Source organism: Nonomuraea sediminis, assembly GCF_018531495.1.
Lineage (GTDB): Bacteria > Actinomycetota > Actinomycetes > Streptosporangiales > Streptosporangiaceae > Nonomuraea > Nonomuraea sediminis.
The window spans coordinates 1,197,424-1,220,272 of the sequence record NZ_JAHDTI010000003.1 but is presented as its reverse complement, the minus strand read 5'-3'; the positions used below and the strand labels follow the sequence as shown (position 1 = coordinate 1,220,272).

General features: G+C 70.3%; 20 protein-coding genes. 11 read left to right on the top strand and 9 right to left on the bottom strand.

Going from position 1 to position 22,849, the window contains the following annotated elements:
• The first annotated feature begins 86 nt into the window (after positions 1–86).
• From KIK09_RS19700 to KIK09_RS19665, 8 genes are all read left to right on the top strand, one after another.
• Positions 87–3,626 carry an AfsR/SARP family transcriptional regulator gene (locus KIK09_RS19700; protein ID WP_214320647.1) on the top strand — a complete coding sequence of 1,180 codons (3,540 nt, stop codon included), beginning with the start codon at positions 87–89 and terminating at the stop codon, positions 3,624–3,626.
• Between the two features lie 433 nt (positions 3,627–4,059).
• Positions 4,060–5,262 carry a GNAT family N-acetyltransferase gene (locus KIK09_RS19695; protein WP_214320646.1) on the top strand — a complete coding sequence of 401 codons (1,203 nt, stop codon included), beginning with the start codon at positions 4,060–4,062 and terminating at the stop codon, positions 5,260–5,262.
• On the top strand, positions 5,259–5,993 hold the full coding sequence (locus KIK09_RS19690; protein ID WP_214320645.1) for a PIG-L deacetylase family protein: 735 nt from the start codon (positions 5,259–5,261) through the stop codon (positions 5,991–5,993). Before KIK09_RS19695 ends, KIK09_RS19690 begins: the two co-directional genes overlap by 4 nt.
• Positions 5,994–6,238: 245 nt before the next feature.
• On the top strand, positions 6,239–7,732 hold the full coding sequence (locus KIK09_RS19685; RefSeq protein WP_214320644.1) for an ABC transporter substrate-binding protein: 1,494 nt from the start codon (positions 6,239–6,241) through the stop codon (positions 7,730–7,732).
• Positions 7,729–8,700, top strand: coding sequence for an ABC transporter permease (locus tag KIK09_RS19680; RefSeq protein WP_308164194.1), 972 nt, complete (start codon positions 7,729–7,731; stop codon positions 8,698–8,700). The genes KIK09_RS19685 and KIK09_RS19680 overlap by 4 nt, the downstream gene beginning before the upstream one ends.
• Positions 8,697–9,518: an ABC transporter permease gene (locus KIK09_RS19675; protein WP_214320643.1), complete on the top strand. Its 822-nt coding sequence runs from the start codon at positions 8,697–8,699 to the stop codon at positions 9,516–9,518. The genes KIK09_RS19680 and KIK09_RS19675 overlap by 4 nt, the downstream gene beginning before the upstream one ends.
• Positions 9,515–10,516 carry an ABC transporter ATP-binding protein gene (locus KIK09_RS19670; RefSeq protein WP_214320642.1) on the top strand — a complete coding sequence of 334 codons (1,002 nt, stop codon included), beginning with the start codon at positions 9,515–9,517 and terminating at the stop codon, positions 10,514–10,516. Before KIK09_RS19675 ends, KIK09_RS19670 begins: the two co-directional genes overlap by 4 nt.
• Positions 10,513–11,493, top strand: coding sequence for an ABC transporter ATP-binding protein (locus KIK09_RS19665; RefSeq protein WP_214320641.1), 981 nt, complete (start codon positions 10,513–10,515; stop codon positions 11,491–11,493). Before KIK09_RS19670 ends, KIK09_RS19665 begins: the two co-directional genes overlap by 4 nt.
• On the opposite strand, the gene KIK09_RS19660 is transcribed toward KIK09_RS19665, so the two are convergent.
• From KIK09_RS19660 to KIK09_RS19650, 3 genes are read right to left on the bottom strand one after another with little or no spacing between them, the layout of a single operon-like run.
• Positions 11,483–12,328 (bottom strand): hypothetical protein, encoded by an 846-nt coding sequence (locus KIK09_RS19660; protein ID WP_214320640.1) that lies wholly within the window; start codon positions 12,326–12,328, stop codon positions 11,483–11,485. The genes KIK09_RS19665 and KIK09_RS19660 overlap by 11 nt on opposite strands.
• 55 nt (positions 12,329–12,383) lie before the next feature.
• Positions 12,384–13,418, bottom strand: a complete 1,035-nt coding sequence (locus KIK09_RS19655; protein WP_214320639.1) for a DUF2207 domain-containing protein — start codon at positions 13,416–13,418, stop codon at positions 12,384–12,386.
• 58 nt (positions 13,419–13,476) lie between these two features.
• A complete protein-coding gene (locus KIK09_RS19650) occupies positions 13,477–14,454 on the bottom strand; it encodes a helix-turn-helix transcriptional regulator (protein WP_308164193.1) in 978 nt (325 codons plus the stop codon).
• Positions 14,455–14,497: 43 nt separating this feature from the next.
• Here KIK09_RS19650 and KIK09_RS19645 point away from each other — a divergent pair, with 43 nt between their 5' ends.
• Positions 14,498–14,950: a hypothetical protein gene (locus KIK09_RS19645; protein WP_214320638.1), complete on the top strand. Its 453-nt coding sequence runs from the start codon at positions 14,498–14,500 to the stop codon at positions 14,948–14,950.
• Here KIK09_RS19645 and KIK09_RS19640 read toward each other — a convergent pair.
• Positions 14,937–15,710, bottom strand: a complete 774-nt coding sequence (locus KIK09_RS19640) for a hypothetical protein (RefSeq protein ID WP_214320637.1) — start codon at positions 15,708–15,710, stop codon at positions 14,937–14,939. The genes KIK09_RS19645 and KIK09_RS19640 overlap by 14 nt on opposite strands.
• A gap of 79 nt (positions 15,711–15,789) precedes the next feature.
• Between KIK09_RS19640 and KIK09_RS19635 the strand changes: the two genes are divergently transcribed.
• Complete coding sequence (locus KIK09_RS19635) at positions 15,790–16,551, top strand: SDR family oxidoreductase (protein WP_214320636.1); 762 nt, start codon at positions 15,790–15,792, stop codon at positions 16,549–16,551.
• Here the strand turns inward: KIK09_RS19635 and KIK09_RS19630 are convergent.
• The 3 genes from KIK09_RS19630 to KIK09_RS19620 are packed head-to-tail and all read right to left on the bottom strand — an operon-like array spanning position 16,545 to position 19,338.
• Complete coding sequence (locus KIK09_RS19630; protein WP_214320635.1) at positions 16,545–16,994, bottom strand: hypothetical protein; 450 nt, start codon at positions 16,992–16,994, stop codon at positions 16,545–16,547. The genes KIK09_RS19635 and KIK09_RS19630 overlap by 7 nt on opposite strands.
• A 9-nt stretch (positions 16,995–17,003) precedes the next feature.
• On the bottom strand, positions 17,004–18,800 hold the full coding sequence (nhaA, locus tag KIK09_RS19625; RefSeq protein WP_214320634.1) for a Na+/H+ antiporter NhaA: 1,797 nt from the start codon (positions 18,798–18,800) through the stop codon (positions 17,004–17,006).
• Between the two features lie 22 nt (positions 18,801–18,822).
• Positions 18,823–19,338 (bottom strand): hypothetical protein, encoded by a 516-nt coding sequence (locus KIK09_RS19620; RefSeq protein WP_308164192.1) that lies wholly within the window; start codon positions 19,336–19,338, stop codon positions 18,823–18,825.
• Between the two features lie 140 nt (positions 19,339–19,478).
• On the opposite strand from KIK09_RS19620, the gene KIK09_RS19615 reads away from it, so the two are divergent.
• Positions 19,479–20,273, top strand: a complete 795-nt coding sequence (locus KIK09_RS19615; RefSeq protein ID WP_214320632.1) for an SMP-30/gluconolactonase/LRE family protein — start codon at positions 19,479–19,481, stop codon at positions 20,271–20,273.
• Here KIK09_RS19615 and KIK09_RS19610 read toward each other — a convergent pair.
• Together KIK09_RS19610 and KIK09_RS19605 are read right to left on the bottom strand one after the other, a co-directional pair.
• Positions 20,270–21,640 carry a Dyp-type peroxidase gene (locus KIK09_RS19610; protein WP_214320631.1) on the bottom strand — a complete coding sequence of 457 codons (1,371 nt, stop codon included), beginning with the start codon at positions 21,638–21,640 and terminating at the stop codon, positions 20,270–20,272. The two genes, KIK09_RS19615 and KIK09_RS19610, sit on opposite strands and share 4 nt — an antisense overlap.
• A 183-nt stretch (positions 21,641–21,823) precedes the next feature.
• Positions 21,824–22,795 carry a lytic polysaccharide monooxygenase auxiliary activity family 9 protein gene (locus KIK09_RS19605; RefSeq protein ID WP_275956161.1) on the bottom strand — a complete coding sequence of 324 codons (972 nt, stop codon included), beginning with the start codon at positions 22,793–22,795 and terminating at the stop codon, positions 21,824–21,826.
• Between the last annotated feature and the right edge of the window lie 54 nt (positions 22,796–22,849).

Genomic DNA, 22,849 nt, shown 5'->3' with positions numbered 1-22,849 from the left:
GGTCCTGGTGTGGGGGCGGTGGGCTTGCCGGGTGTTCGGGGGTGTGGCAATCTCGGCGGAGGTCGACATCCTGGAGCAGCCCTGTGGTGCGGATCGGTCTGCTCGGTGGTGTCCGTGTCGCTACCGAGGACGGCGAGCCGGTCGACATAGGTTCGGCGAAGTCGCAGACGGTGCTTGCGGCGCTGGCCCTGTCGCCTGGGACACCGCTGCCGGTGTCGCGCCTGGTGGAGCTCGTTTGGGGTGACGCGCCCCCGCGAACCGCGGACAAGACTCTGCAATGGCACGTGGCCCAGCTGCGCAAGAGCCTCGGTCCCGACATGATCGTGCGGGTGGGCGCCGCCTATCGCCTCGAGGTGGCGCCTGACGCGGTCGATGTGACGCGCTTTCGTCGCTGCCTCCGCGAGGGTGATCTCGACGGGGCACTCGCGCAGTGGGGCGGAACTCCTCTCGCGGGACTGGACGCGCCCGGCCTCGCGGCGGCGGTGGCCGGTCTGACCGAGCAGTGGCTGAGCGCTGTCGAGGCCGACCTCGAACGACGCGTAGAGTCCGAGCCGCGGGAGGTCATCGGCTCGTTGGCGGAGCTCGCGGAGCGCCATCCCCTCCGCGAAGGTCTCTGGGCCCTGCTGATGACAGCTTTGTACCGGGTTGGCCGCCAGGCCGACGCCCTCGCGGCCTACCAGCGGGCCCGGCACCAGCTCGTCACGCAGCTCGGGGTCGAACCCGGGCCGGGGTTGCGCGAGCTCGAGTCACGGATCCTCGACCACGACGAGCGGCTGCGCGGCCCCGCCGTACCGGAGCACGCGCCGCCCCGCCGTCCGAACGGGACAGTGACCTTCGGCTTCGCGCAGGTCGCGGGCCTGGCGACGCCTCGTGTGGCGACGGCCCGCCTGGAACAGCTCATCCGGGCGGCGGCAGACCGGCACGACGGTTACGTCTTCGCCGTCGGCACCGAGTCGGTCGGGGTGGCCTTCCATCGGGCCGATGACGCCGCCGCGTGGGCGACCCGGCTGCAACGATCGGCCGCCGACGAACGCTGGCACGACGATGTCGAGCCGGGTGCGCGGATGGACCAGCGCGCTGGCGGGTCTGGGGAGGCGGCTTCGGGGTTCGGTGTCGAGTTGGGGGTGCGGATCGGGCTGCATACCGGCGAGTCTGAGGAGGAGGTCGCGGCCGTCAGTGTGGAGTCGGGTGTGCAGGTTGGCTTGCACACTGGCGGGGCCGAAGCGGGGGTCGGTGCGGAGTCGGGTGTGCGGGTTGGCTTGCATGCCGGGGGGTCTGGGGAGCCGGGGGTGCGGGTTGGGCTGCATACCGGTCAGTCGGAGGAGGTGGGTGCGGGGTACGGCGGTGCTGCGGTGCAGGTGGCCGTGGGGATCGCTGCTGCCGGGTGTGGTGGGCAGATCTTGGCGTCGGGGGCTACGGCGGGGCTTCTTGAGCGGGGTGACCTGCGCGATCTCGGGTGGTTTCACCTGGAGGGCGACCTGCGCATCGTCCAGATCGGTGAGGGTGAGTATCCGCCGATACGGTTGCCCGGGATCCGGCAGGGCCACCTTCCCCTTGGTGTGGGCCGCCTCTTCGGTCGTGATGGGGACATGCCGGTTGTCGCCGAGGCACTCGAACGGTCCCGGGTCGTGACCCTGGTGGGACCGGGAGGAATCGGCAAGACCCAGCTAGCGCTGGCGGCGGCTCACGCGGCGTCCGGCCATCGAGGGTGGGATGCATGGCTGGTCGAGCTGGCGGAGATCACATCGCCGGAAGACGTGCCCCGCGCGGTCGCCGACGCGTTGGGCGTGGCGCAGCGTCCGGGACACACCCTGACCCAGTCGATCGTCGCGGCCCTGCGCTCGCGCCCGGCGCTGTTGGTCATCGACAACTGCGAACACGTCCTCGACGGCGCGGCCGGTCTCGTCCAGGCCGTCGTGGCGGGCTGCCCGCAGGTGCGGGTGCTGGCCACGGCACGGGAACGGCTTGCCGTACAGGACGAACAGGTTCTGGTCGTGGGACCGCTGGATCCGACAGCGGGCGCCGAGCTGTTCCACGCCCGCGCGCTCGCCGCCGATCGGACCTACGACGCGCGGGAGCACCATCGCCACGTCGAGGAGATCTGCCGGCGCCTCGATGGCATACCGCTGGCCATCGAGCTGGCCGCTGCCCGGACGATCAGCCACCGGCCGGTCGACCTCGTCGCCAGGCTCGATGATCGTCTCCGGCTGACCGGTGGCCGCCGCACCGGCGCCGCGCGGCATCGGACGCTGCGGGCCGCCATTCAATGGTCCTACGACCTGCTCACGGAGGCCGAGCAGACGCTGTTCCAGCGCCTGTCCGTCTTCACCGCACCGTTCGACCTCGGCGCCGCGCAGGCGGTCGCCGACGATCAAGAAGTCGACGACCTGCTGGGCGACCTGGTCGCGCGGTCGATTGTCACTGTTGATTTCGGACCGTACGGCCGGCGCTTCCGGCTGCTGGAACCCGTTCGCCAGTTCGCAGCCGAGCACCTGCGTGAGCGCGGTCATGCCGACCTGGCCGCCGGACTCCACGCGCGCTGGTGCCTGCGCGAAGTCACCCACATCCACGGCCTGCTTACGGGCCCGGGCGAGATCGAGGGCGTGGCTCGACTCGGCGAGCTGTGGGCGAACCTGCGGGCGGCCGTGACGTGGGCATGCGCGGATGGAGACCCGCGGCTGGCCGACGCGCTGATCCGTCCGATCGTCACGGAGCTCCCCCTGCGGGGACGGCAGGAGCTCGGCGGCTGGGCCGAGAACCTCCTGGCCGCGACCTCGGCGGAGGACCAGGACCTGCGCGCCTTCTGGCTCGTCTGGGTCGCCGAGCGCCACACCCAGAACGCCAACCCGGCAGGCTTCCGTCAGGTGGCGGACCAGTACGGCGAGCCGCGCCGAGCGCTGAGCCGCTACGCGCACGCCTACGCGACCGGCGATGGCGAGGGCCTGCTGCGGTGCCTGCCGGACGCCGTGGCCGAGCTGCGCCGCCAGGGTGAGCAGGACCTGGCGGCGTTCCTGGAGATGACGTCGGCGGGGACGCTGCTGGGCATCGGGCGTTTCGAGCAGGTCGACACGTCGGTCTCGGCCCTGGCGGATCGGTACCGGATCAACGGTCCGCCGACCCTCCTGCACTGGGCGCTGCAGACCCTTGGCTACTCCGCCTCGTTCCAGGGGCGGCAGGACGAGGCCGATCGGTGTTTCGACGAGGCGGCCCGGGTCGACATCCCTCTGGGCACGCTGTCGGCCAACAAGGCCACCGAGGCCAGATCCGTGTTCCGGCGCGGTGACCGGCCGCGAGCCTTCCGACTCCTTCGGTCTCACATCGACGAGCTGATCGAGACCGACAACGTGATCGCCGCCAGTGTCGTGTGCATCGAATTCATCAACATGATGGCCGCGATCGACCGGCTCGCGGAGGCGGCCCGCATGCTCGGGTATCTCGAGGCGGTCAACGACTTCGGCGCTCTGGCCGTGCGGACGCTCGTCTCCGAAGCCGCCGCCAAGGTCGCTGCCAGTGGGCGGCAGGGCTCGGAACCCGGGCATCACATCGACGACCGCGCCGCTCTCGGGTACATGCGTGACGTCCTCGTGGAGCTCACCCAGTCGGGAACCTCCAGAGCTTGCAGCTGATCAGGTAACGCGTGCCGGTCACGTTCGAGTCCCTGCGCGTTCGGGAGAGGGTGGGGTTGGAGTGGGCAGGTGTGGGGTGGGTGAAGGGCGGCACTCGGGAGGTCGCGCTGGGACGAGAGCGGGGCATTGCGGGCGGGGGATGAGTGGAAGGCACGCAGGGTGGGGACTGCGGCGAGTGCGGGGGTGGGATGAGCGACGGACGCGCTGAGGGGGTGGGCGCTGGGGTCAAGGCGGGAGTGGGTGGGTGGGCGGAGGTTGTGTTTGGGAAGTCGCGGTTGGGGGTGGGTGGGTTTGGGCTGGTGGGGGGTGGAGTGAGGGCGAAGGAAAGTTTCTGGGGGGTGGGTGGGGGAGAAAATTTCTTCCTGGATCTTATTGACCCGGGGGTCAACTGTGGGAAAGCCTTTCATCAAGTACCAAGGTGAGAGGACCACCATTGGCCGAGGTCGCCGTGCGGGCGTTTGCCGCAGGAGATGAGGGCTCCCTGGTCGAGGCCTGGAATCGCAGCTTGCGGGCCGACCCCACCACTCCCGGATGGTTTCGCGACTGCGTGTTGCTCGATCCGAACTTCGATCCCGAGGGGCTGCGGGTCGCCGTGGTCGACGGGCAGGTCGTCGGGTGTGCGTACGGCGTGCGGAGGCTTACCCCGCTGGCGCCCGGCACTGATCTGGAGCCCGAGGCGGGGTGGATTCCGTTCTTCTTCGTCGTGCCCGAGTACCGGGGGAGCGGGTTAGGGCGGCGGTTGGTCGAGGAGGCCGTGGCGTTCCTGCGGGGGCAGGGGCGGGTGCGGGTGGACTTCGCGTCGTATACGCCGAACTACGTGTTACCGGGGGCCGATCCCGAGGCGTACCCGGAGGGGTTCCGGCTGCTTGAGCGGCTCGGGTTCACGACGCTCTACTCTCCGGTGGCGATGGATCGGTCGCTGGTCGGCTACGTGACGCCGGACGACGTGCACGGTCTGCAGGCTCAGCGGGAGAGCGAGGGGTACGGCTTCCGCAGCCCCCGGGACGGGGAGTTGCCCGAGCTCATACGTTTCGCGGCTGACCGGTTCAACCCCGACTGGGGCGAGGCCATCCGAGCCCACAGAACACCAGCCCGCATCGTCATCGCCACTAAAGACACCAACGCCGCCAACGCCACCGAAGCTGCGAGCGCCGCCAGTGTCACCAGCGCCGCCAGCGCCACCAGCGCCGCCAAGACCACCGAAGCTGCCAAGGCCGGCAACGCCGCCGAAACAGGCAAGGCCAGCGAAGGCGCCAACTCCACCAAAACCGCCGAAGACGCCAAAGCTGTCAACGCCGCCGAAGCTGCCAAGGCCAGCGAAGACGCCAACGTCGCCGACGCCACAAAAACCGCCGAAGGCAACGACGCTGGTGGCGCGCGGATTGTGGGGTTTGCGTTGTATGGGGCCTATCGGGGGGTCGGGGAGAGGTTTGGGCCCTTCGGGGTTGATCCGGAGCTGCAGGGGACCGGGCTGGGGAAGATCCTGCTGCACCTGACGATGACGCGGATGCGGGCCGAGGGCCTGCACTCCTCATGGTTCCTGTGGACGGGCGAGCAGAGCCCGGCGGGCCACCTGTACGCGAAGGCCGGTTACACCGTGACCAGGCGCTTCCACGTGATGAGGAGGACCGGGTGAGCGGGATCCACGTGCTGGCGATCGGGGCGCACGCGGGCGACCTCGACCTGACCGCGGGAGCCGTACTGGCCCAGCAGGTGATGAACGGAGACCGGGCGACGCTGCTGCACCTGACGCTGGGGGAGCGGGGGCATCCGCGCACGCCGGTGGCCGAGTACGCCAAGCAGAAGCGGGAGGAGGCCGAGACGTTCGCCGACAGGATCGGCGCCGGAGTGAGGTTCCTGGACTACGAGGACGGGCTGCTGCCCGAGGACGACGACGTCAAGATGCGCGTCGGCGACCTGATCAGGGAACTGCGACCGGACGTCATCCTGACCCACTGGAGCGCGTCGATCCACAAGGACCACTCCCGCACGCACCGCATCGTCCAGGACGCCCGGTTCTTCGGCGGGCTGAAGACGCTGGAGCGCGAGCATCCCGCGTACTGGGCGAGCGAGCTCTACTACGCCGACAACTGGGAGGACGCCGAGGGCTTCGCCCCTGACGTCTTCGTCGACCTGCGGGAGGAGGCCTACGAGGTCTGGTCGCAGGCGATCACGGGCTACGCCTTCGCCCGCGGCGAGACCTACGGCTTCCCGTACGTGGACTACTACCGCGCGCTGACGATCGTCCGCGGCGCGCCCGCCGGTTTCCGCCGCGCCCAGGCCTTCGCCGCCCCCAAGGGCTCCCGCGACCTCCGCCTCACACATTTCGGACCGAACAACGAGAACGGCCCGAACAACGAGAACTGACGCGCCCGGGCGCGAGAGCCAAGACCAGGAGGGCTCGAGGGCGCACGGGTGAAGCACCACAGAGCGGACCGGGAAGCAGGAGGAGCTCCTCGGACCGCAGGCACAGGAAAGGCAAACCCCCCATGAGAAAAGCCCTGGTAGCCGCCGCAGCCCTACTCCTCGCCGTTTCCGCCTGCTCATCTGGAAATGGTGAAAAATCCGGACAAGGTGCGAACACGACTGGCAAGCCGCTGGTCATCCACGCCGTGGACGCCGGCACCTTCCAGGAGGATTTCAACCCCTTCCACCTGGAGAACGTGAACTTCGGCACCACCGGGATGATCTACGAGACCCTGGAGTACTTCAACAAGCTCAAACCAGGCGAGGTCACCCCCTGGCTGGCCACCAAGCACGAGTGGTCCAACGACGGCAAGTCCCTCACCTTCACCCTCCGCCAGGGCGTCAAGTGGAGCGACGGCCGGCCGTTCACCGCCGACGACGTCGCCTTCACCTTCGACACGATGAAGACGTACCCGGAGCTCAACAAGAGCGCCCTGGACGTCGCCGGCGCCAAGGTCCTGGCCCCCGACAAGGTGCGGATCGACTTCACCACCACCTCCTACGCCAAGCTCTTCAACATCGCCGGCAGCTCCGCGATCGTGGCCAAGCACCTGTTCGAGAAGGAGAACCCGGTCACCTTCACCAATCCCAAGCCGGTCGGCACGGGCCCGTACAAGCTGTCGAAGTTCAGCGCGCAGCTGTACGAGATGGTGAAGAACGACGCCTACTGGCAGCCGGGCAAGCCGCAGGTGCCCACGCTGAAGTTCCCCGCCTACACCGCCAACGCCGTGCAGAACGCGCTGCAGCAGGGTGAGCTGGACTGGGCGGGCGCCTTCGTGCCGGACATCCAGAAGATCTTCGTCCAGGGCAAGCCGGACCAGAACAAGTTCTTCTTCCCGCCCGAGGGCGTGGTCAACCTGCTGCCGAACCTGACCAACCCGGTGCTGGCCAAGCCGGAGGTACGGCAGGCCATCAGCCTGGCCGTCGACAGGGACAAGCTCGTCCAGATCGCCGAACGCGGATACACGCACGTGGCGCACCCGACGACCGTGACGATGCCGGGCGGCGAGGCCTACCTGCCGCCGGAGTACAAGGACGCCGCCTTCAAGGTCGACGTCGAGAAGGCCAAGGAACTGCTCAAGGGCGTCGACCCGGCCAAGCTGAGCTTCACCCTGCTGGTGCCCTCGCCGTTCACCGACTGGGTGAACTGCGCCCAGCTCATCAGGGAGGACCTGGCCAAGGTCGGCATCAAGGTCGAGACCAGGGGCGTCGCGTTCGCCGACTGGGTGTCCAAGGTGAACAAGGGCGACTACGACCTGTCGATCAGGGGAGCCGACGTCGGGCCGACGCCGTACGAGCAGCTGCGCTTCCTCATGTACGGCCCGCTCGCGATGCCGGTGGGCAAGGCCGGCTCAGCCAACTACGAGCGCTGGAAGGACGCGGCCACCGACAAGCTGATCGCGGACTACGCCGCCACCGAGGATCTGGCCAAGCAGCAGCAGGCCGTCCAGGGGCTCGGCAAGATCATGGTGGAGAAGCTGCCGGTGGTGCCGCTGTTCTACAGCCCCTCCTGGGCGGAGTTCCGCACCAGCAAGTACACCGGCTGGCCCAGCGAGCAGGACCCGTACGCGATGCCCTCGCCGTACTCCTCGCCCGACGCGGCGGTCGTCCTGCTGCACCTGAAGCCGGCGGGCACGTGAGGTTTCTGGCAAGGCGGCTCGGGTTCTACCTGCTGACGGCCTGGGCCGCGGTCACGCTCAACTTCCTGATCCCCCGGCTCATGCCGGGGGATCCGGTGGAGCTGCTGGTGGCGCGGATGAAGGGCAACCTGGATCCGGCCGCGATCGACGCGATGAAGCGGGCCTTCGGTCTCAGCGACGCGGGCTTGTGGCAGCAGTACTTCCACTATCTGGGCAACCTGCTCCACGGCGAGCTGGGCCGCTCGATCACGTTCTTCCCCACGGAGGTCTCCTCGGTCATCGCGGAGGCGCTGCCGTGGACGATCGGGCTGGTCGGGGTGGCCACGCTGATCAGCTACCTGGTGGGCACCTCGCTCGGCGTGCTGATGGCCTGGAAGCGGGGCACCTGGCTCGACGGGGTGCTGCCGGCGGCCACGTTCATGCACGCCGTGCCGTACTTCTGGGTGGCGCTGATCCTGGCGTTCGGGTTCGGCACGGTGCTGGGGTGGTTCCCGACGACCCGGGCCTACTCGCTGGACGTGGACCCGGGCTGGACGGGCGAGTTCGCCGGGAGCGTGGCCTACCACGCGGTGCTGCCGGCGGTGACGATCGTGGCGGCCTCGATGGCCGACCGGATCCTCGGCATGCGCAACGTGATGGTGACCACGCTCGGCGAGGACTACGTGGTGATGGCCGAGGCCAAGGGGCTGACCAGCCGCCGCGTCATGTGGTCCTACGCCGCGCGCAACGCGATCCTGCCCAACATCACCAGCTTCGCGCTGAGCCTGGGCTTCGTGGTGGGCGGCTCGGTGCTGACCGAGATCGTCTTCTCCTACCCGGGGATCGGCTCGGCGCTGCTCAAGGCGGTGGAGAACGAGGACTTCCCCCTCATGCAGGGCATCTTCCTGGTGATCTCGCTGGCGGTGCTGGTGGCCAACTTCCTGGCCGACCTGGCCTACGTGGTCCTGGACCCGAGGACGCGACAGTGAAGATCCGCATCGGTATCGGCATCCTGGCCTTCTTCGCGCTCATGGCGCTCGTGGGACCGCTGCTCGTCGGCGGTGACCCGGCCACCACCAGCAACGACGTCATGCAGGGCCCCTCGGCGGCGCACTGGCTGGGGACCACCGACACGGGACAGGACATCCTGCGGCAGGTGGTGTTCGGCGCGCGGATCTCGATGGGAGTCGGGCTGCTGTCCGCGGTCATCGCGACCGTGTTCGCCGTCCTGGTGGGCCTGGTCGGCGGGTACTTCGGCGGCGCCGTCGACGAGGTGCTGTCGGCGCTGACCAACATCTTCCTGGTGCTGCCGGCGCTGCCCCTGATCATCGTGCTCGCCGGCTACCTGTCGCAGCGCGGCGTCGCCTCGGTCGCGGTGGTGATCGCCGTCACCGGCTGGGCGTGGGGCGCGCGCGTGCTGCGCGCGCAGACCCTGTCCGTACGGCGGCGCGACTTCGTGGAGGCGGCGCGGGCAAGCGGCGAACAGCCCCTGCGGATCGTCTTCTACGAGATCCTCCCGGTCCTGATGCCCGTCATCGCCACCAGCTTCCTGGCCACCGTGGTCGGCGCGATCCTGGCCGAGGCGGGGCTGTCGTTCCTCGGGCTGGCCGACCTGTCCACGGTCAGCTGGGGCAGCATGCTCTACTTCGCGCAGACCAGCCAGGCGCTGCTGCGCGGCGGCTGGTGGTGGTTCGTGCCGCCAGGTCTGTGCATCGCGCTCATCGGCACCGGCCTGGCGCTGGTGAACTTCGGCATCGACGAGCTGGCCAATCCCCGGCTCCGCACCATCAAGGTGAAGCAGAAATGAACGTGCTGGAGATCCGCGGACTCGGCGTGGACTACCTGTCGAACACCGGAGCCGTGCACGCCGTCGACGACGTGTCGCTCGACCTGCGCCGCGGCGAGATCCTCGGCCTGGCGGGCGAGAGCGGCAGCGGCAAGTCGACGCTGGCCAACGCGGTGGCCAGGCTGCTGCGCCCACCGGCCGCGATCACCGCCGGCTCGGTGGTCTACCGGCCGCGCGAGGGCGACCCGGTCGACGTGCTCGAGCTCGGCAAGCGGGACCTGCGGGCCTTCCGGTGGAAGGAGCTGGCGGTCGTCTTCCAGAGCGCCATGAACTCCCTCAACCCGGTCGGCACGATCGGCGCCCAGATCGACGACGTGCTCCGCATCCACCGCCCCGGCATGGCGCGCAAGGACCGCCAGGAGCGGGCTGTCGAGCTGCTGCAACGGGTCGGCATCAGCGCCGACCGGCGGCGCGGCTACCCGCACGAGCTTTCCGGCGGCATGCGCCAGCGCGCCGCGATCGCCATCGCGCTGGCGCTCAATCCGGAGATCATCATCATGGACGAGCCGACCACCGCGCTCGACGTGGTGGTGCAGCGCGACATCCTGCTCGAGATCAGCGCGCTGCGCGCGGAGTACGGCTTCGCCGTCGTGTTCATCACGCACGACCTGTCGCTGCTCATGGAGATCTCCGACAGGATCGCCATCATGTACGGCGGGCGGCTGGTGGAGACGGGCACCACCGCGTCGCTGAAGCAGGCCCCGCGCCACCCGTACACGCTCGGGCTGCTGCGCTCCTTCCCCCGGCTGCACGGACCCCGCGAGGAGCTGCTCGGCATCCCCGGCACGCCGCCCGACCTGCGGTCCCTGCCGCCCGGGTGCGCGTTCCATCCGCGGTGCCGCTTGGCCATGCCGGAGTGCGCCGAGCGGCGTCCGGTACTGAAGCCGGGCCCGGAAGGGGAGGTGGCGTGCCTGCTCAACGACGGGGCGGGAGCCGTACAGCTGGAGGAGAGGTCATGAGCGGGCAGGTCATCCTGGAGGGGCGCAATCTGACCAAGCACTTCACCGTGGCACGCGGACGGCTCGGGGCGCGGCGGCCGGTGCTCAAGGCGGTGGACGACGTGTCGATCGCGTTGCGCGCGGGGACGGTCAGCGCGCTCGTCGGCGAGAGCGGCTGCGGCAAGAGCACCGTGGCGCGGCTGCTGGCCCAGGTGTATCCGCCGACCTCGGGGCAGGTGCTGCTGCGCGGGGAGCGGGTGCGGGGGTTCAGGGAGTTCAGGCGGCAGGTGCAGCTGATCTTCCAGGACCCGTTCGCCTCGCTCAACCCGTTCCACCGGGTGCGCTACCACCTGGCCAGGCCGCTGCGCATCCACGGGCACGTCCGTTCGGAGGCGCACGAGCGGGAGCTGGTGGCCGAGCTGCTCGAACGGGTCAGCCTCACCCCGGTCGACCAGTTCATGGACAAGCTGCCGCACGAGCTGTCGGGCGGGCAGCGGCAGCGGGTGGCGATCGCCAGGGCACTGGCGGTGCGGCCGGTCGCGCTGATCGCGGACGAGCCGGTGTCGATGCTGGACGTGTCTATCCGGCTCGGCGTGCTGCGGCTGCTGGAGAAGCTGGCCGACGAGAGCGGGCTGGCGCTGCTCTACATCACGCACGACATCGCCGGCGCCCGCTACTTCGCCCAGGACATCACGGTCATGTACGCCGGGCGGATGATCGAGAGCGGCGCCGCGGAGACCGTGACGCAGGAGCCGCGTCACCCCTACACACGGCTGCTGCTTGAGTCGGCGCCGGATCCCGACCGGGTCGCGCCCGCCGAGGTCAAGCGGCACGGCGAGCCGCCCAGCCTGATCGCGCCGCCGAGCGGGTGCCGCTTCCACCCGCGCTGCCCGGTCGCGCTGCCGGTCTGCTCGACCGAGGTCCCTGACAGGACCGTGATCGCCGAGGACCACTGGACGAACTGCTGGCACGTCTCGCAGTCCACGCTCACCCCGTGAGGGCCTGCCACCAGCGTTCCCGGTGGGTGGAGCGCAGCAGCCGGGTGTGCAGGCGGTGCAGGACCGTGCTGTTGTGCAGGTTGACCTCCAGCTCCGGCGCGTCCCGCAGCCGTGCCAAGGGCCGCCCGTGGCAGATCGAGCACGGGCACGCCTCCCGGCCCAGCCGCTCGACCGGCACGAACGCGAGCGGTTCTGTCACCAGCGCGCTGCGGGCGCCGCCGCGCCGCCAGCCGCCGCGCACCTCGTGCGGCTCCGGATACAGGTGCCGCAGCACCTCCCGCACGCCGACGGCGGCCCAGTCCGCCCCGGCCGCCAGCGCGCCCAGAGCCTCCACGCCCGCCGACAGCAGCGGATAGGGCAGCGGGCCGCGGCGCATGGCGGCGTCCTCGACCACCAGGGCGACCGGCCCGCCGAACGTCGTGATCGCCGTGTCCAGGGCGGGCCTGGCCTCCGCCGCCCACGAGGCGTGCACGGGCAGGACCGCGATCACGCCGTCCCAGCCGGCCGCCCGCTCCAGGATCGCGTGCAACGACCCGGTGTCGCCGCGGCCGATGTAGCCCGAGTCGGTGAGCGGCGCGGTCACGCCCGCCTCCACCTGGTCGGCTATCCACTCCGCCGACAGCCCGGCCGTCCCCGCGACCCTGGCGGACCCGGCGTAACGGCGGCGGTCGGCCAGCAGCGGGCCGTCGTAGCCCCGCCGCCGTACCATCCGGACCGCGTCGTGCGCGGCCTGGCCGGTGAACACCAGCCCGGAACCCGGGTGAGCGGCGAGCGCGGGAGCGTCGTAGACGTCGCGGGCGCTCACCTGGATCAGCAGCCGCTCACGCAGGTCCATACCGGGCTCCCCGGGCAGGGTTCTCAGAACACGAAATACCCTGCCGAAAGGCCCTTTACCAGGCGCCGCCACCTCCGCCGCCGTCTCCGCCTCCACCGCTCCCGGAGAAGGAGGACGACGACGAGGAGCTGTCTCCGCCGGACGAGGAGGAGAAACCGGTCTGGTGGTGCCGCCGGTAACGCGATCCGCCGCCGGTGCCGGCGCTGCGGAAGATGATCAACAGGGTCAGCAACGCCACCGAGGCCAGGATCGGGCCGAGGACGGACAGGACGCCGCCGGACGACGACGACGCCGACGAGGACGTCAGCGTGGCCGGGCAGCCGGTGCCGGAGTCGGTGCTCACCAGCGACCCCGAGCCCAGCGTCCGCAGGTTGGCCGCGCCGCTGCCCTTGCGCACGTCCTCGGCGGTGTCCAGCGTCAGCGCGAGCTGCTTGCGGGGGAACGCCACGTCGAGCGCGGCGGATCGCCCGCCGGGCACGTTCGTGGCGGTGGCCGACACGGTCTGCTTGGCGAAGGCGGGCTGGAGCAGCTCGCCGGGCCGGCCGAAGGCCGCGTAGGTCTCCTTCTTCTTGCCCACCCGCGGCAGTCGCACCGACACCTCGAGCCGGTCGAGCGACGGATCCCAGTTCCTGCCCCACACCGGCAGGTGCAGGAAGGCGTGGTCGTCGTAGGCGATGACGGCGCCGCGCAGCCGGTAGGCGATCCGGAAGACCCGATCCGAGCCCCCGGTCGCGGCGAAGTACCACACGACCCGGTGCACGCCGCCGCAGTCGCGCTGCGCGAAGGTGGCCGCCGGGCGGTCCACGCCCAGCTCGGCGGTGCCCTCCTCCCGGTAGGCCAGGCCGCCCTCGCTCACCGTCACGTCCTCGATCCGCGAGCGGTACGTGACCGGCAGGTCCACGTAGGCCCCGTGGCCGTCGGCGGAGAAGTGGAACGTGTGCTCCTCCACCACGCCGACCGACCCGTCCTTGGCCACGGTCGCCGTGACCGTGGTCCTGGGCAGGCTGTAGACCGTGTCACGCGCCGCGGCGGGCACCGCGCCCGCCAGGCACACCGCGAGCACTCCGGCGATCACCGTCGTCATCCGCATGCGCATCCCCTCGGGAAGTCGCGAGATGCCATCGTGACGGACGGGACTTGCGAACCGCTTAACACCCGTGCCGCCGCGCGATCTCGGCCGCCGCTGCCGCCACGCTCTCGCGCAGCTCGGGCGGCGACAGGATCTCCATCTCCCCGCCCAGCCGCAGGAACTCGCCGGTGGCGTGCGAGACCGACTCGATCGGTACGGTCACCCGCACCCAACCCGCCTCGTCAGGCTCCGAGGCGCTGGCCGCCGCCGCGCTCACCACGCCAGGCGTCATCAGGTGCCCCAGCCGCTCGAACCCGGCGGGCGACAGCCGTACACAGGCCTGGCCGCGCCGCAGGCTGGCCTCGAACTCCTCGGTGTAGGCGCGCCAGAAGCCGGCCAGGGAGAAGGAGGCGGGCCGGGTGAAGCGCGACGGCAGCGGATGCAGCGCCAAGATCTGCGAAACACGATAAGTCCGGATCTGTTCGCCGCAGCGGGCGACCACGTACCAGCGGCCCGCCTTGAGCACCAGCCCGTAGGGCTCCAGGCGCCGCTCGACCTCCTCCGGCTCGCGCCAGCGCCGGTAACGGATCTGGATGGCGTGGGAGTCCCAGACGGCGTCGGCCACCGCGGGCAGGTGCGTCACCGGCTCCGGGTCGCGGTACCAGGACGGCGCGTCCAGGTGGAAGCGCTCCTGGATCCGCCCCGCGCGGTCACGCAGCTCGACCGGCAGCGCCGCCATCAGCTTGAGCTGCGCCGCCGCCACCACCGCGCCCAGCCCGAGCTCGGCCGCCGGGCCAGGCAGCGCGGCCAGGAACAGCGACTCGGCCTCGTCGCCCGTCAGCCCGGTCAGCCGGGTCCGGTAGCCGTCGAGCAACTGGTAGCCGCCGTTCGGACCGGCGTCGCCGTACAGCGGGATGCCGGCCGTGTGCAGCGACTCGATGTCGCGGTAGATCGTGCGCGCGGACACCTCGAGCCGGTCGGCCAGCTCGCGCGCGGTCATCCTGCCACGCGTCTGCAGCAGCAGGAGGATCGAGACGAGGCGGGATGCGCGCATCATCGCTGACACTACCTGTCAGTGACTGCGGCTTACGGTCGCGCCCATGAACGATTTCGACTTTTTCGAGGGCGAGTGGATCTCGGCCAACCGCAAGCTCAGGAAGCGCCTGGCGGGCAGCGACGACTGGGACGAGTTCGAGGGCACCTCGCGCAGCTGGCGGATCTTCGACGGCGGCGTCAGCGTCGACGAGATCACCTTCCCCACCACCGGCACCAGGGGGCTGACCGTGCGCCTGTACGACCCGGCGACCGAGCTGTGGTCGATCTACTGGATCAGCAGCCTGGACCCGAAGATGGACACCAAACCGCTCGTCGGAAGCTTCGAGGGCAACAGGGGCGTCTTCTACGCCGACGACGAGCACGAGGGCACGCCGGTGCGCTGCCGCTTCATCTGGACCGTGCACGGCCCGGACGCCTGCCGCTGGGAGCAGGCCTTCTCCGTCGACGGCGAGCAGACGTGGGAGACGAACTGGACGATGGAGTTCACGCGGGCCTGACGCCGTCCATGATCTGGTCGACCGCGCGCCGCGTCACGTCGCCGTCGGGCGACAGGGCGGCGATCACGTAGGAGATCGTGTTGTCGCCCGTCGGCACCGCCACCACGCGCACGTAGGCCGGGTCCTGCCGCTGGAAGGCCAGCGTGAACGAGGCCGTCGCCGCCGCTCGCCCGCCGACCTGCAGCGCCTTGGTCTCGACGCCCTGGACCGTGCTGGTGCCCGGCAGCAGGCTGTGCGCCTGCTGCTCGGCGACCACCCGCGCCTGGGCCTGCAACTGCTCGATGCTGGCCTGGGCACCGGGCGCGCCCGGCTGCGTGAACGCCATCACGATCCCGCCGTCGCGCTTCAGCCCCGAGCTGTACGGCTGGGCCAGGCCGTCCCCGGCCTTCGTCCACCCCGCAGGGACCGGGTACGACAGGTGCGCCGCCGGGTCGGTGACCCGGGCGGCGCCGTGCGCCGCGGCGCCGGAGGAGGTGGAGCGCGGTTTGCGGGGCTCGGGCTGCCCGCCGCGCGACCACAGGATGACGGCGACCGCGGCGGCGGCCACGACCACCGCCAGCCCGCCTACGAGGACCACCCACCACCAGGCGGACCTGGATGGCTTGGCCTCGTACTGCTGGACATCGGGGAACATGTCCGGCGTGTACTCCAGGCGCCGCGTGCCCGGCGGCTCAGGCGGGGGCGGGGGCGGCTGCGGCCAGCGGTGGCGCACGGTCCGGTTGGGATCGGGCTGCTGAGGCCAGGGCTGCTGTGGCGTCATGATCCCCTCGAGCGGACGTCCGGCGCGGAAATCTACCCCGACATTGTCACATCTCGGGCGGGTGCGCCGTCCTGTCACCATGACAAGCGTTCTGGTGACAGGAGCCAGTGGCCGGCTGGGCCGGGTCCTGATCGACGTCCTGGCCCGCGAGGGGTTCGAGGTGCGTGCCGCCAGCCGTACCGCGCGGCCGTCGCAGGACGGCGTGCGGTGGGTGGTCGTGGACCTGACCACGGGGCAGGGCCTGGCGGCGGCCGTGGACGGGGTGGACGTGATCGTGCACCTGGCCACGGCGCCCTACAAGGGCCGCTACACCGACCAGGTGGAGCTGGGCGGGACCCAGCGGCTCCTGCGGGCCGCGGGAGACCGGCACGTGATCTACGTCTCGATCGTCGGCGTCGACCGCGTGCAGTGGGCCTATTACAGATCCAAGATCAAGGCCGAGCGGCTGATCGAGGCGAGCGGCGTTCCGTACACGATCGTGCGCGCGACGCAGTTCCACGAGTTCGTGGCCCAGGGCTTCACGCTGATGACACGGTTCCGTATCCGGGTCATCGATCCCGGCATCACCGTGCAGCCCGTCGACGTGCGCGACGTGGCCGCCGAGCTGGTCTCACGGATCCGCGGAGGCCCGCTCGGCGGCATCACCGAGTACGGCGGGCCCGAGGTGATCGGCGCGGGCGACCTGCTGGAGACGTGGCTACGGGCGCGCGGCAGGACCGGGCGGGTACTGCGGATCCGGATCCCCGGCAGGCTGGGACGGGCCTTCAGGGCCGGGCACCTGACGACCAGGGCCCAGCCCACGGGGAAGATCACCTGGAGCGACTACCTGGCGGGTCACTGACCCTGACCGCCGTAGGGCGGCTGCTGCGGCGGCCACCCGGGCTGCGGCTGACCCGGCTGCGGTGGCTGCTGCTGCCAGGCCGGGTTCGGCTGCTGCCACTGCTGCTGGTAGGCGGGCGCGGGCTGCTCCGCGGGGTTGGAGCGGGCCGCCACGCCGAAGACCAGCAACAGGGTCCCCACGATGTCGATCAGGATGCCGACGCCGCTTCCCAGGTAGATGATCGGTGAGGTGAACGAGATTTCGAACTCGTGCACCAGCTCCGGCAGGAACATGCCGTAGAGAACGTGCCAGAGCACGCCGACCAACATGACGATGCAGCCGAACATGCCGAGCATCGCGCCCCTGCCGCGGTGTTTCTTGGCGAACGCGGTCACGAAGATGCCCGCGATCAGAACGATGAGCTGGAGGACACCGAAACCGATAATCCAAAGAGAATTTTCCACGCGGCGACCCTACGGGGAAACGCTTGCCCGTTCCACCGCCCGGCTGATCGAAGCCAGGTCCAGCCCGCCCTGGTAGCGGACCCCGTTGATGAACAGCGTGGGCGTGCCCCGCACCCCGCTGTCGTATCCCGACCGCTCGTCGGCGGCGATCCTGGCGGCGTGGCCCGGCACGTCGGTCCACGGCTCGACGTCCAGCTCGTCGGCGTAGTGGGCCAGGTCGGCGTCGGTCAGGAAGCGCTGGTTGTCGAAGAGGATGTCGTGCATCTCCCAGAAGCGCCCCACGTCTGCGGCCGCCTCGGCCACCAGCGCCGCGGGCACCGCCCGCGGGTGCAGGGTGCGCAGCGGGAAGTGCCGGAACACGAGCCGCACCTCGGGGTGGCGCTTGCGCAGCTCCTCCAGGATCGGGTGCAGCCGCCCGCAGAACGGGCACTCGAAGTCGCCATACTCCACGATCGTCACGCCGGCGTCGTGCGGGCCGCGCACGTGGTCGCCGGGCCCGACCGGCACCGACAGCAGCTCGGGCAGCTCCTCCTCAGGCTCGGCGTCGGGCGGCGCGCACACGCCGCCCCGGTCCCAGGCCAGCCGGAAGATGAACGAGCCGAGCAGCGCCGACAGCAGCGACCCGGCCAGGATGCCGATCTTGGCCTGGTTCTGCACGGCGGGGTCGTCGAAGGCGAGGTCGACGATGAACAGCGCCACGGTGAAGCCGATGCCCGACACCGCCGCGCCGCCGAGCAGCTGGCCCCAGACCAGATTGCCGGGCAGGACGCCCCAGTTGAGCCTGAGCGGCAGCCAGGTGCCGATCGAGATACCGATGAACTTGCCCAGTATCAGCCCGGCCGCCACGCCGATGGCGATGGGCGAGGTGGCCGCCGCCCGCAGCGTGTCGGCGTCGAGCCGCACGCCGGCGTTGGCCAGCGCGAAGATCGGCACGATGACGTAGCTGCTCCACGGGTGCAGCAGCAGTTGCAGCCGCTCGTTGACCGAGACCGCCATCTTGACGCTGCGTGCCGCCTGCCGGGCAGCCTGCGCGCTCGGGTCGCTGGTGAACTCCTGCACGGCCTCGCCGGCCCGCAGCAGCTTGTGGTCGCTGGGCGCGTACACCAGCACCAGCATGCCCAGCGCGATGCCGACCAGCGTCGGGTGCACGCCGCTCTCCAGCGTCGCCACCCACAGCGCGAACCCGAGCACGATGTAGGCCGGCGCCCGCCAGATCTTCAGCCAGCGCAGCGTCACGATCGCCGCCATCAGCACCGCGGCCGTGACTAGCGCGGGCACCGACAGGCTGACCGTGTAGAAGACGGCGATGATGATGATCGCCAGCACGTCGTCCACGATGGCCAGCGTCAGCAGGAACGCCCGCAGCGGTTCAGGGCAGCGGGCGCCCACGATGGCCAGCATCCCGAGCACGAACGCGGTGTCGGTGGCGATGGGCACACCCCACCCGCCCGCGCCCGGGCCGCCGGCGTTCAGCATCAGATACAGCGCCGCCGGGACGATCATCCCGCCGAGCGCGGCCACGGCGGGGACCGCGATCAGCCGCCGGTCACGCAGCTGGCCGAGCCGTACCTCGTAGGAGATCTCCAGGCCGATGACGAAGAAGAAGATCGTCATCAGCCCGTCGTTCACCCAGTGGCGCAGGTCGAGGGAGAATTCGGCCGGGCCGAAGGACAGGCCCATCTGGATGTGCCAGAACGCCTCGTAGGTGTACCCCCACGGCGAGTTGGCCCAGAGCATGGCCAGCACCGTGGCGATCAGCAGCAGGCTGGTGCTGCCCACCTCGGTCTTGAAGAACGCCCGAAACATCCCCGAATCTCCCCCGGGCAGATCATAGCCGGATGCCCGCCACGATCTTGTCGAGGTCCCCCACCAGAGGCTGGCTGGCCATGACCGTGACGACCGTGCCCTTGCGCTCCACCCAGCCGACCAGGAGTCCCGTGCCGAGGGCGCCGTCGCCCTGCATGGTCAGCACCTTGCGCCCACCGAGCGTGGCCTGCTTCGTGTCGCCCGAGAACGTGCCCAGGTCGAAGGGGGCGTTCTTGAGCTGGGAGAGCTTGCCCGCCTTGGGCCAGCAGACCACCCGCACCCACAGGGAGCGGGCCTTGGGGTCGGTGTCGGAGCGCTTGTCGGTCCACTGGTAGCCGTACTCGGCGACGCCGTGGTGCTTGTTGACGACGACCTGGCCGCCGCTGAAGCCGGTGGGGATGTATCCGACGCGGACGCCCTTGATGGCGTCGGCACCGCGCGGGGGAGTGTCGCCCATGGCCTTGTACGAACGCTTGGCCTCGGCCTTCGAGGCGACAGGACACTGCGCGGTCGCGGCCTGGGCCGGGGTAACGGACACGATGGAGCCGGAAATCACGATTAATGCCGCTGCGGCAAGCATTTTTGTCATATCCGGTTTGACTCTCGAACATGACAGAAAGTTCATGTCGAAATCCGGCAGGCGGCTTCGTATATCCGGGTGAGAGAGAGGATCGCATCATGAAGACGCTGCTCACCGGACTGGGACTGCCGGAATCCCCCCGCTGGCACGACGGCCGCCTCTGGCTGGCCAACTGGGGCGCGGGCGAGATCATCAGCATCGACCCCGCGGGCGAGAGCCGGGTCGAGTTCACCGTCCCCACCTGGATCCCGTTCAGCATCGACTGGCTGCCCGACGGGCGGGAACTGGTCGTCGCCGGGCAGGAGCGGCTGCTGCTGCGCCGCGAGCCCGACGGCACGCTGGTCACCCACGCCGACCTGACATCGCTCGGCCAGGTGTTCAACGAACTGGTCGTCGACGCCCGCGGCAACGCCTACGTCAACGGCGCCAACCTCGTCCTGGTCACCCACGACGGCCGGGCCACCGAGGTCGCCGCCGGCCTGGCCTGGGGCAACGGCATGGCCATCACCGGCGACGGCGCCACTCTGATCGTGGCCGAGTCGCACGCCAACCGGCTCACCGCCTTCGACGTCGCGGCCGACGGCACCCTGTCGGGGCGCCGCGTCTGGGCCGACTGCGGCGACGGCTTCCCCGACGGGATCTGCCTCGACGCCGAGGGCGCCGTCTGGTACGCCGACGTGCCGAACCAGCGGTGCGTGCGCGTCCGCGAGGGCGGCCAGGTCCTGCAGACCGTCCAGGCCGACCGGGGCTGCTTCGCCTGCATGCTGGGCGACGGCACGCTGTACGTGCTCGATGCCGTCTGGCCCGGCATGGAGGAGGCGATGAAGGACCCCGGCCGCACCGGACAGGTCCAAGCGGTGGAGGTGTCAGTGCCGCACGCCGGCCGCCCCTAGAGGTGGCGCAGGTAGGCCAGCGACGGCATGAAGAAGTACTCGCCGCCCAGCATCGTGATCGTCTGGTCTACCTGCGGCTGCGGCGGCGACAGCTCCGGCTTGCCCCAGAGCTTGGGGTAGGTGACCTTCACCTCCCGCTTGCCCTGGCCGATGACCGGGTCGTGGCCGGTGCCCTCGTTCTGGAAGTTCGGGTTGTCGGCCCAGCTCTGCTGCGTGAACTCGAACTGGCTCAGCAGGCTGGCGTTGAACGCCATGAACAGCAGCCCGACCTCGCCGCTCGGGCGGACCTCCGGCGGGGAGTCGTCCCACGGGTCGTCCGTCCGCTCGCCGTAGGTCTGGCCGCGGCGGGCCATGAGCACCTCGCGGCCGAACGAGCGCGGGTTGGTCTTGCGGATGTGGCCGCTGAAGGGGCACTTCGACCCGGTGTCGGCGTCGAAGGTGAAGTCGTTGACGACCGGGCCGCCGGACGCCTTCGGCTTGAGCGTCAGCGGGGTGCCGTCCTTGAAGCGGCCGATCAGCATGGCGCCCGCCCTGTCACGGTCGGCGCCCGTCAGGCCCAGGCCGTCGGCCAGGTCGCGCTCGATCTCCTTGAACGCGCGCACGTTCTGCTCCAGCTTGCGGAAGACGAAGTAGCTGCCGAAGTGACGGCTCGGGTTCGGCGCGAGCGGGTCGGCGACCAGGATGTTGCTCAGCGGGAACGCCGGGTTCCAGTGCTGGTGCGGCTCCTTGTCCACCTCGTCCTTGACGAACAGCGGCTGGCTGCGGCCGTCGACGTATCCGAAGTGCTCGATGCCGTTGCCGTCGGGGTTGCGCATGCCCTGACCGGTCTCCTCGCCCAGCAGTCGCGCGCTCTGCGGCAGCTTGCCGACGATCTCCTCGCGCAGCTCGGCGACCGGCCCCGGCTCGGCGTCGCCGATCAGGACGACGGCGTGGATCTCCCGCTGGTAGACCTTCTCCCACTGGTCCACGGCCGGGTCGTTCACCTCGGCGATGCGCCGCTTCATGCCGTCGCGGAAGACCTTGTCGCCGAAGCGCCGCATGTCCTCCACCGAGTGCCCCAGGTCGCGGTAGCCGGCCTTGCTGAGGCCGATCCCGACGTACGGCGTGCCGCGCCGGCCGCCGCGGTCGAAGTCGCGAACCTCCTCCAGGTGCTTGCGCGCGGACTTCATCCGGGTCGTGGCGACCTCGCGCAGGAACCGCCGCCCCTCGGCCACATCGTTGAAACGGACGAACAGCACCGACAGGTGCTCGCGCACGTGCGCCCGCAGGATGTTGGGCTGCAGGTTGTCCAGCATCTCGCGGGTGTCCGCATCGAGCGTGGCCGAATCCCAGGCCAGGGGTCGTGCGTTGTTCAGGTCCACAGGCATAGCCGGTTCCTCCCGTTGGTGTGCGACGTGCCGGGCCCCCTGATCGCTATGTGTGTGACTCCTGAGGGCCCGGCAAAGTTGCGCCAACTCCGGGGGATCTTCAGCGGTTCCGCCGTCGCGCTGACGCCGGACACCTCGGGCAGGACGTGCGGGGTGAGCGCGTCGAGCACCGGGAAGTACCAGTCAGGTGACGGTGAGGGTGGTGCGGGCCAGGGCGCCGTTCTTGCAGGAGATCGTTACGGGGAAGGTGCCGGGGCTGGTGGGTTTGAGGGTGGGGGACCAGGTGACGGCCGGTGCGGTGGGAGCGTTCGTGCGGGGGGTGAAGGCGTTGGAGGTGATGGCGCGTACCTGTGAGCCGCCGCAGACCGCGGTGACCGTCACGGTCTGTCCCAGCTTGGCGGTCGTGGTGGACAGGCCGATGCCGGCGTTGATCCCGGACGGGGCCGGCTGCCCGGTGGGCGTCGGCTTCGGGGTGGCGGTCGGGGTGCCCGTGGGGGTGGGTGCGGGAGAGGGGTTCGAGCCGCCGAAGGCCACGTCGGAGCAGGAGTAGAACGCCTCGGGACTGTCGCTGCGCTGCCAGATCACATAGATCAGATGCCGTCCGGACCTGGCGGGCAGTTTGGCGTCGATGACGTACGACCCGTCGGAAAGCGCCGGGTCGGTCTTCGTGGCGAACGGCTTGGCGTCCAGGTCGGACCACTTCAGCGGCTTGGCCGGGTCGTAGCCGTCCTTGGTCAGGTACAGCTCGAAGGTGCCCTTGTGCGGCGCGGTCGCGCGGAACCTGAAGGTGTAGGCGGCCCCGGAGGTCATCGAGGTCGCCGGCCAGTCGGCGCGCGCCTGGTCGAACCCGCGGTACTTGTCGCGCCCCGCGCTGCACAGCTTGCCGTCCGGGATGATCTCGCGGTGCCGTCCGGCCGCGTTGGCGATGTTGACCTCGTTCCAGTCGTAGAGCGGCTGCGTCCCGCCCAGCTCCACGGCCTTCTTGCAGGCGGCCGACTTCGGGTTCTCCGGGCCTTCCGCGTAGCAGACCATGGTCCGGCTCGGCGGGTTGTTCATGGTGCCGTGGGCGCTGGCCGCGCCGGGCAGCAGGGAGAGCGCGAGCAGGGCGGGGGTTGTCAGCGTGATGGCGGCGATGGTCTGTCGGTTGATCTGCATGCGGACCACCCTGGACCAGGCCGTATGCCGAAAAATGGTGCTTAAGCGGCCATT

What these genes read in the sequence shown, in the direction of transcription:
- KIK09_RS19650 (WP_308164193.1), bottom strand. Translation starts at nt 14,454, where the DNA reads ATGATGCGCGCATCCCGCCTCGTCTCGATCCTCCTGCTGCTGCAGACG.
- KIK09_RS19610 (WP_214320631.1), bottom strand. Translation starts at nt 21,640, where the DNA reads ATGCCTGTGGACCTGAACAACGCACGACCCCTGGCCTGGGATTCGGCC.
- KIK09_RS19655 (WP_214320639.1), bottom strand. Translation starts at nt 13,418, where the DNA reads ATGCGGATGACGACGGTGATCGCCGGAGTGCTCGCGGTGTGCCTGGCG.
- KIK09_RS19615 (WP_214320632.1), top strand. Translation starts at nt 19,479, where the DNA reads ATGAAGACGCTGCTCACCGGACTGGGACTGCCGGAATCCCCCCGCTGG.
- KIK09_RS19645 (WP_214320638.1), top strand. Translation starts at nt 14,498, where the DNA reads ATGAACGATTTCGACTTTTTCGAGGGCGAGTGGATCTCGGCCAACCGC.
- KIK09_RS19605 (WP_275956161.1), bottom strand. Translation starts at nt 22,795, where the DNA reads ATGCAGATCAACCGACAGACCATCGCCGCCATCACGCTGACAACCCCC.
- KIK09_RS19660 (WP_214320640.1), bottom strand. Translation starts at nt 12,328, where the DNA reads ATGGACCTGCGTGAGCGGCTGCTGATCCAGGTGAGCGCCCGCGACGTC.
- KIK09_RS19665 (WP_214320641.1), top strand. Translation starts at nt 10,513, where the DNA reads ATGAGCGGGCAGGTCATCCTGGAGGGGCGCAATCTGACCAAGCACTTC.
- nhaA (WP_214320634.1), bottom strand. Translation starts at nt 18,800, where the DNA reads ATGTTTCGGGCGTTCTTCAAGACCGAGGTGGGCAGCACCAGCCTGCTG.
- KIK09_RS19640 (WP_214320637.1), bottom strand. Translation starts at nt 15,710, where the DNA reads ATGACGCCACAGCAGCCCTGGCCTCAGCAGCCCGATCCCAACCGGACC.
- KIK09_RS19670 (WP_214320642.1), top strand. Translation starts at nt 9,515, where the DNA reads ATGAACGTGCTGGAGATCCGCGGACTCGGCGTGGACTACCTGTCGAAC.
- KIK09_RS19635 (WP_214320636.1), top strand. Translation starts at nt 15,790, where the DNA reads ATGACAAGCGTTCTGGTGACAGGAGCCAGTGGCCGGCTGGGCCGGGTC.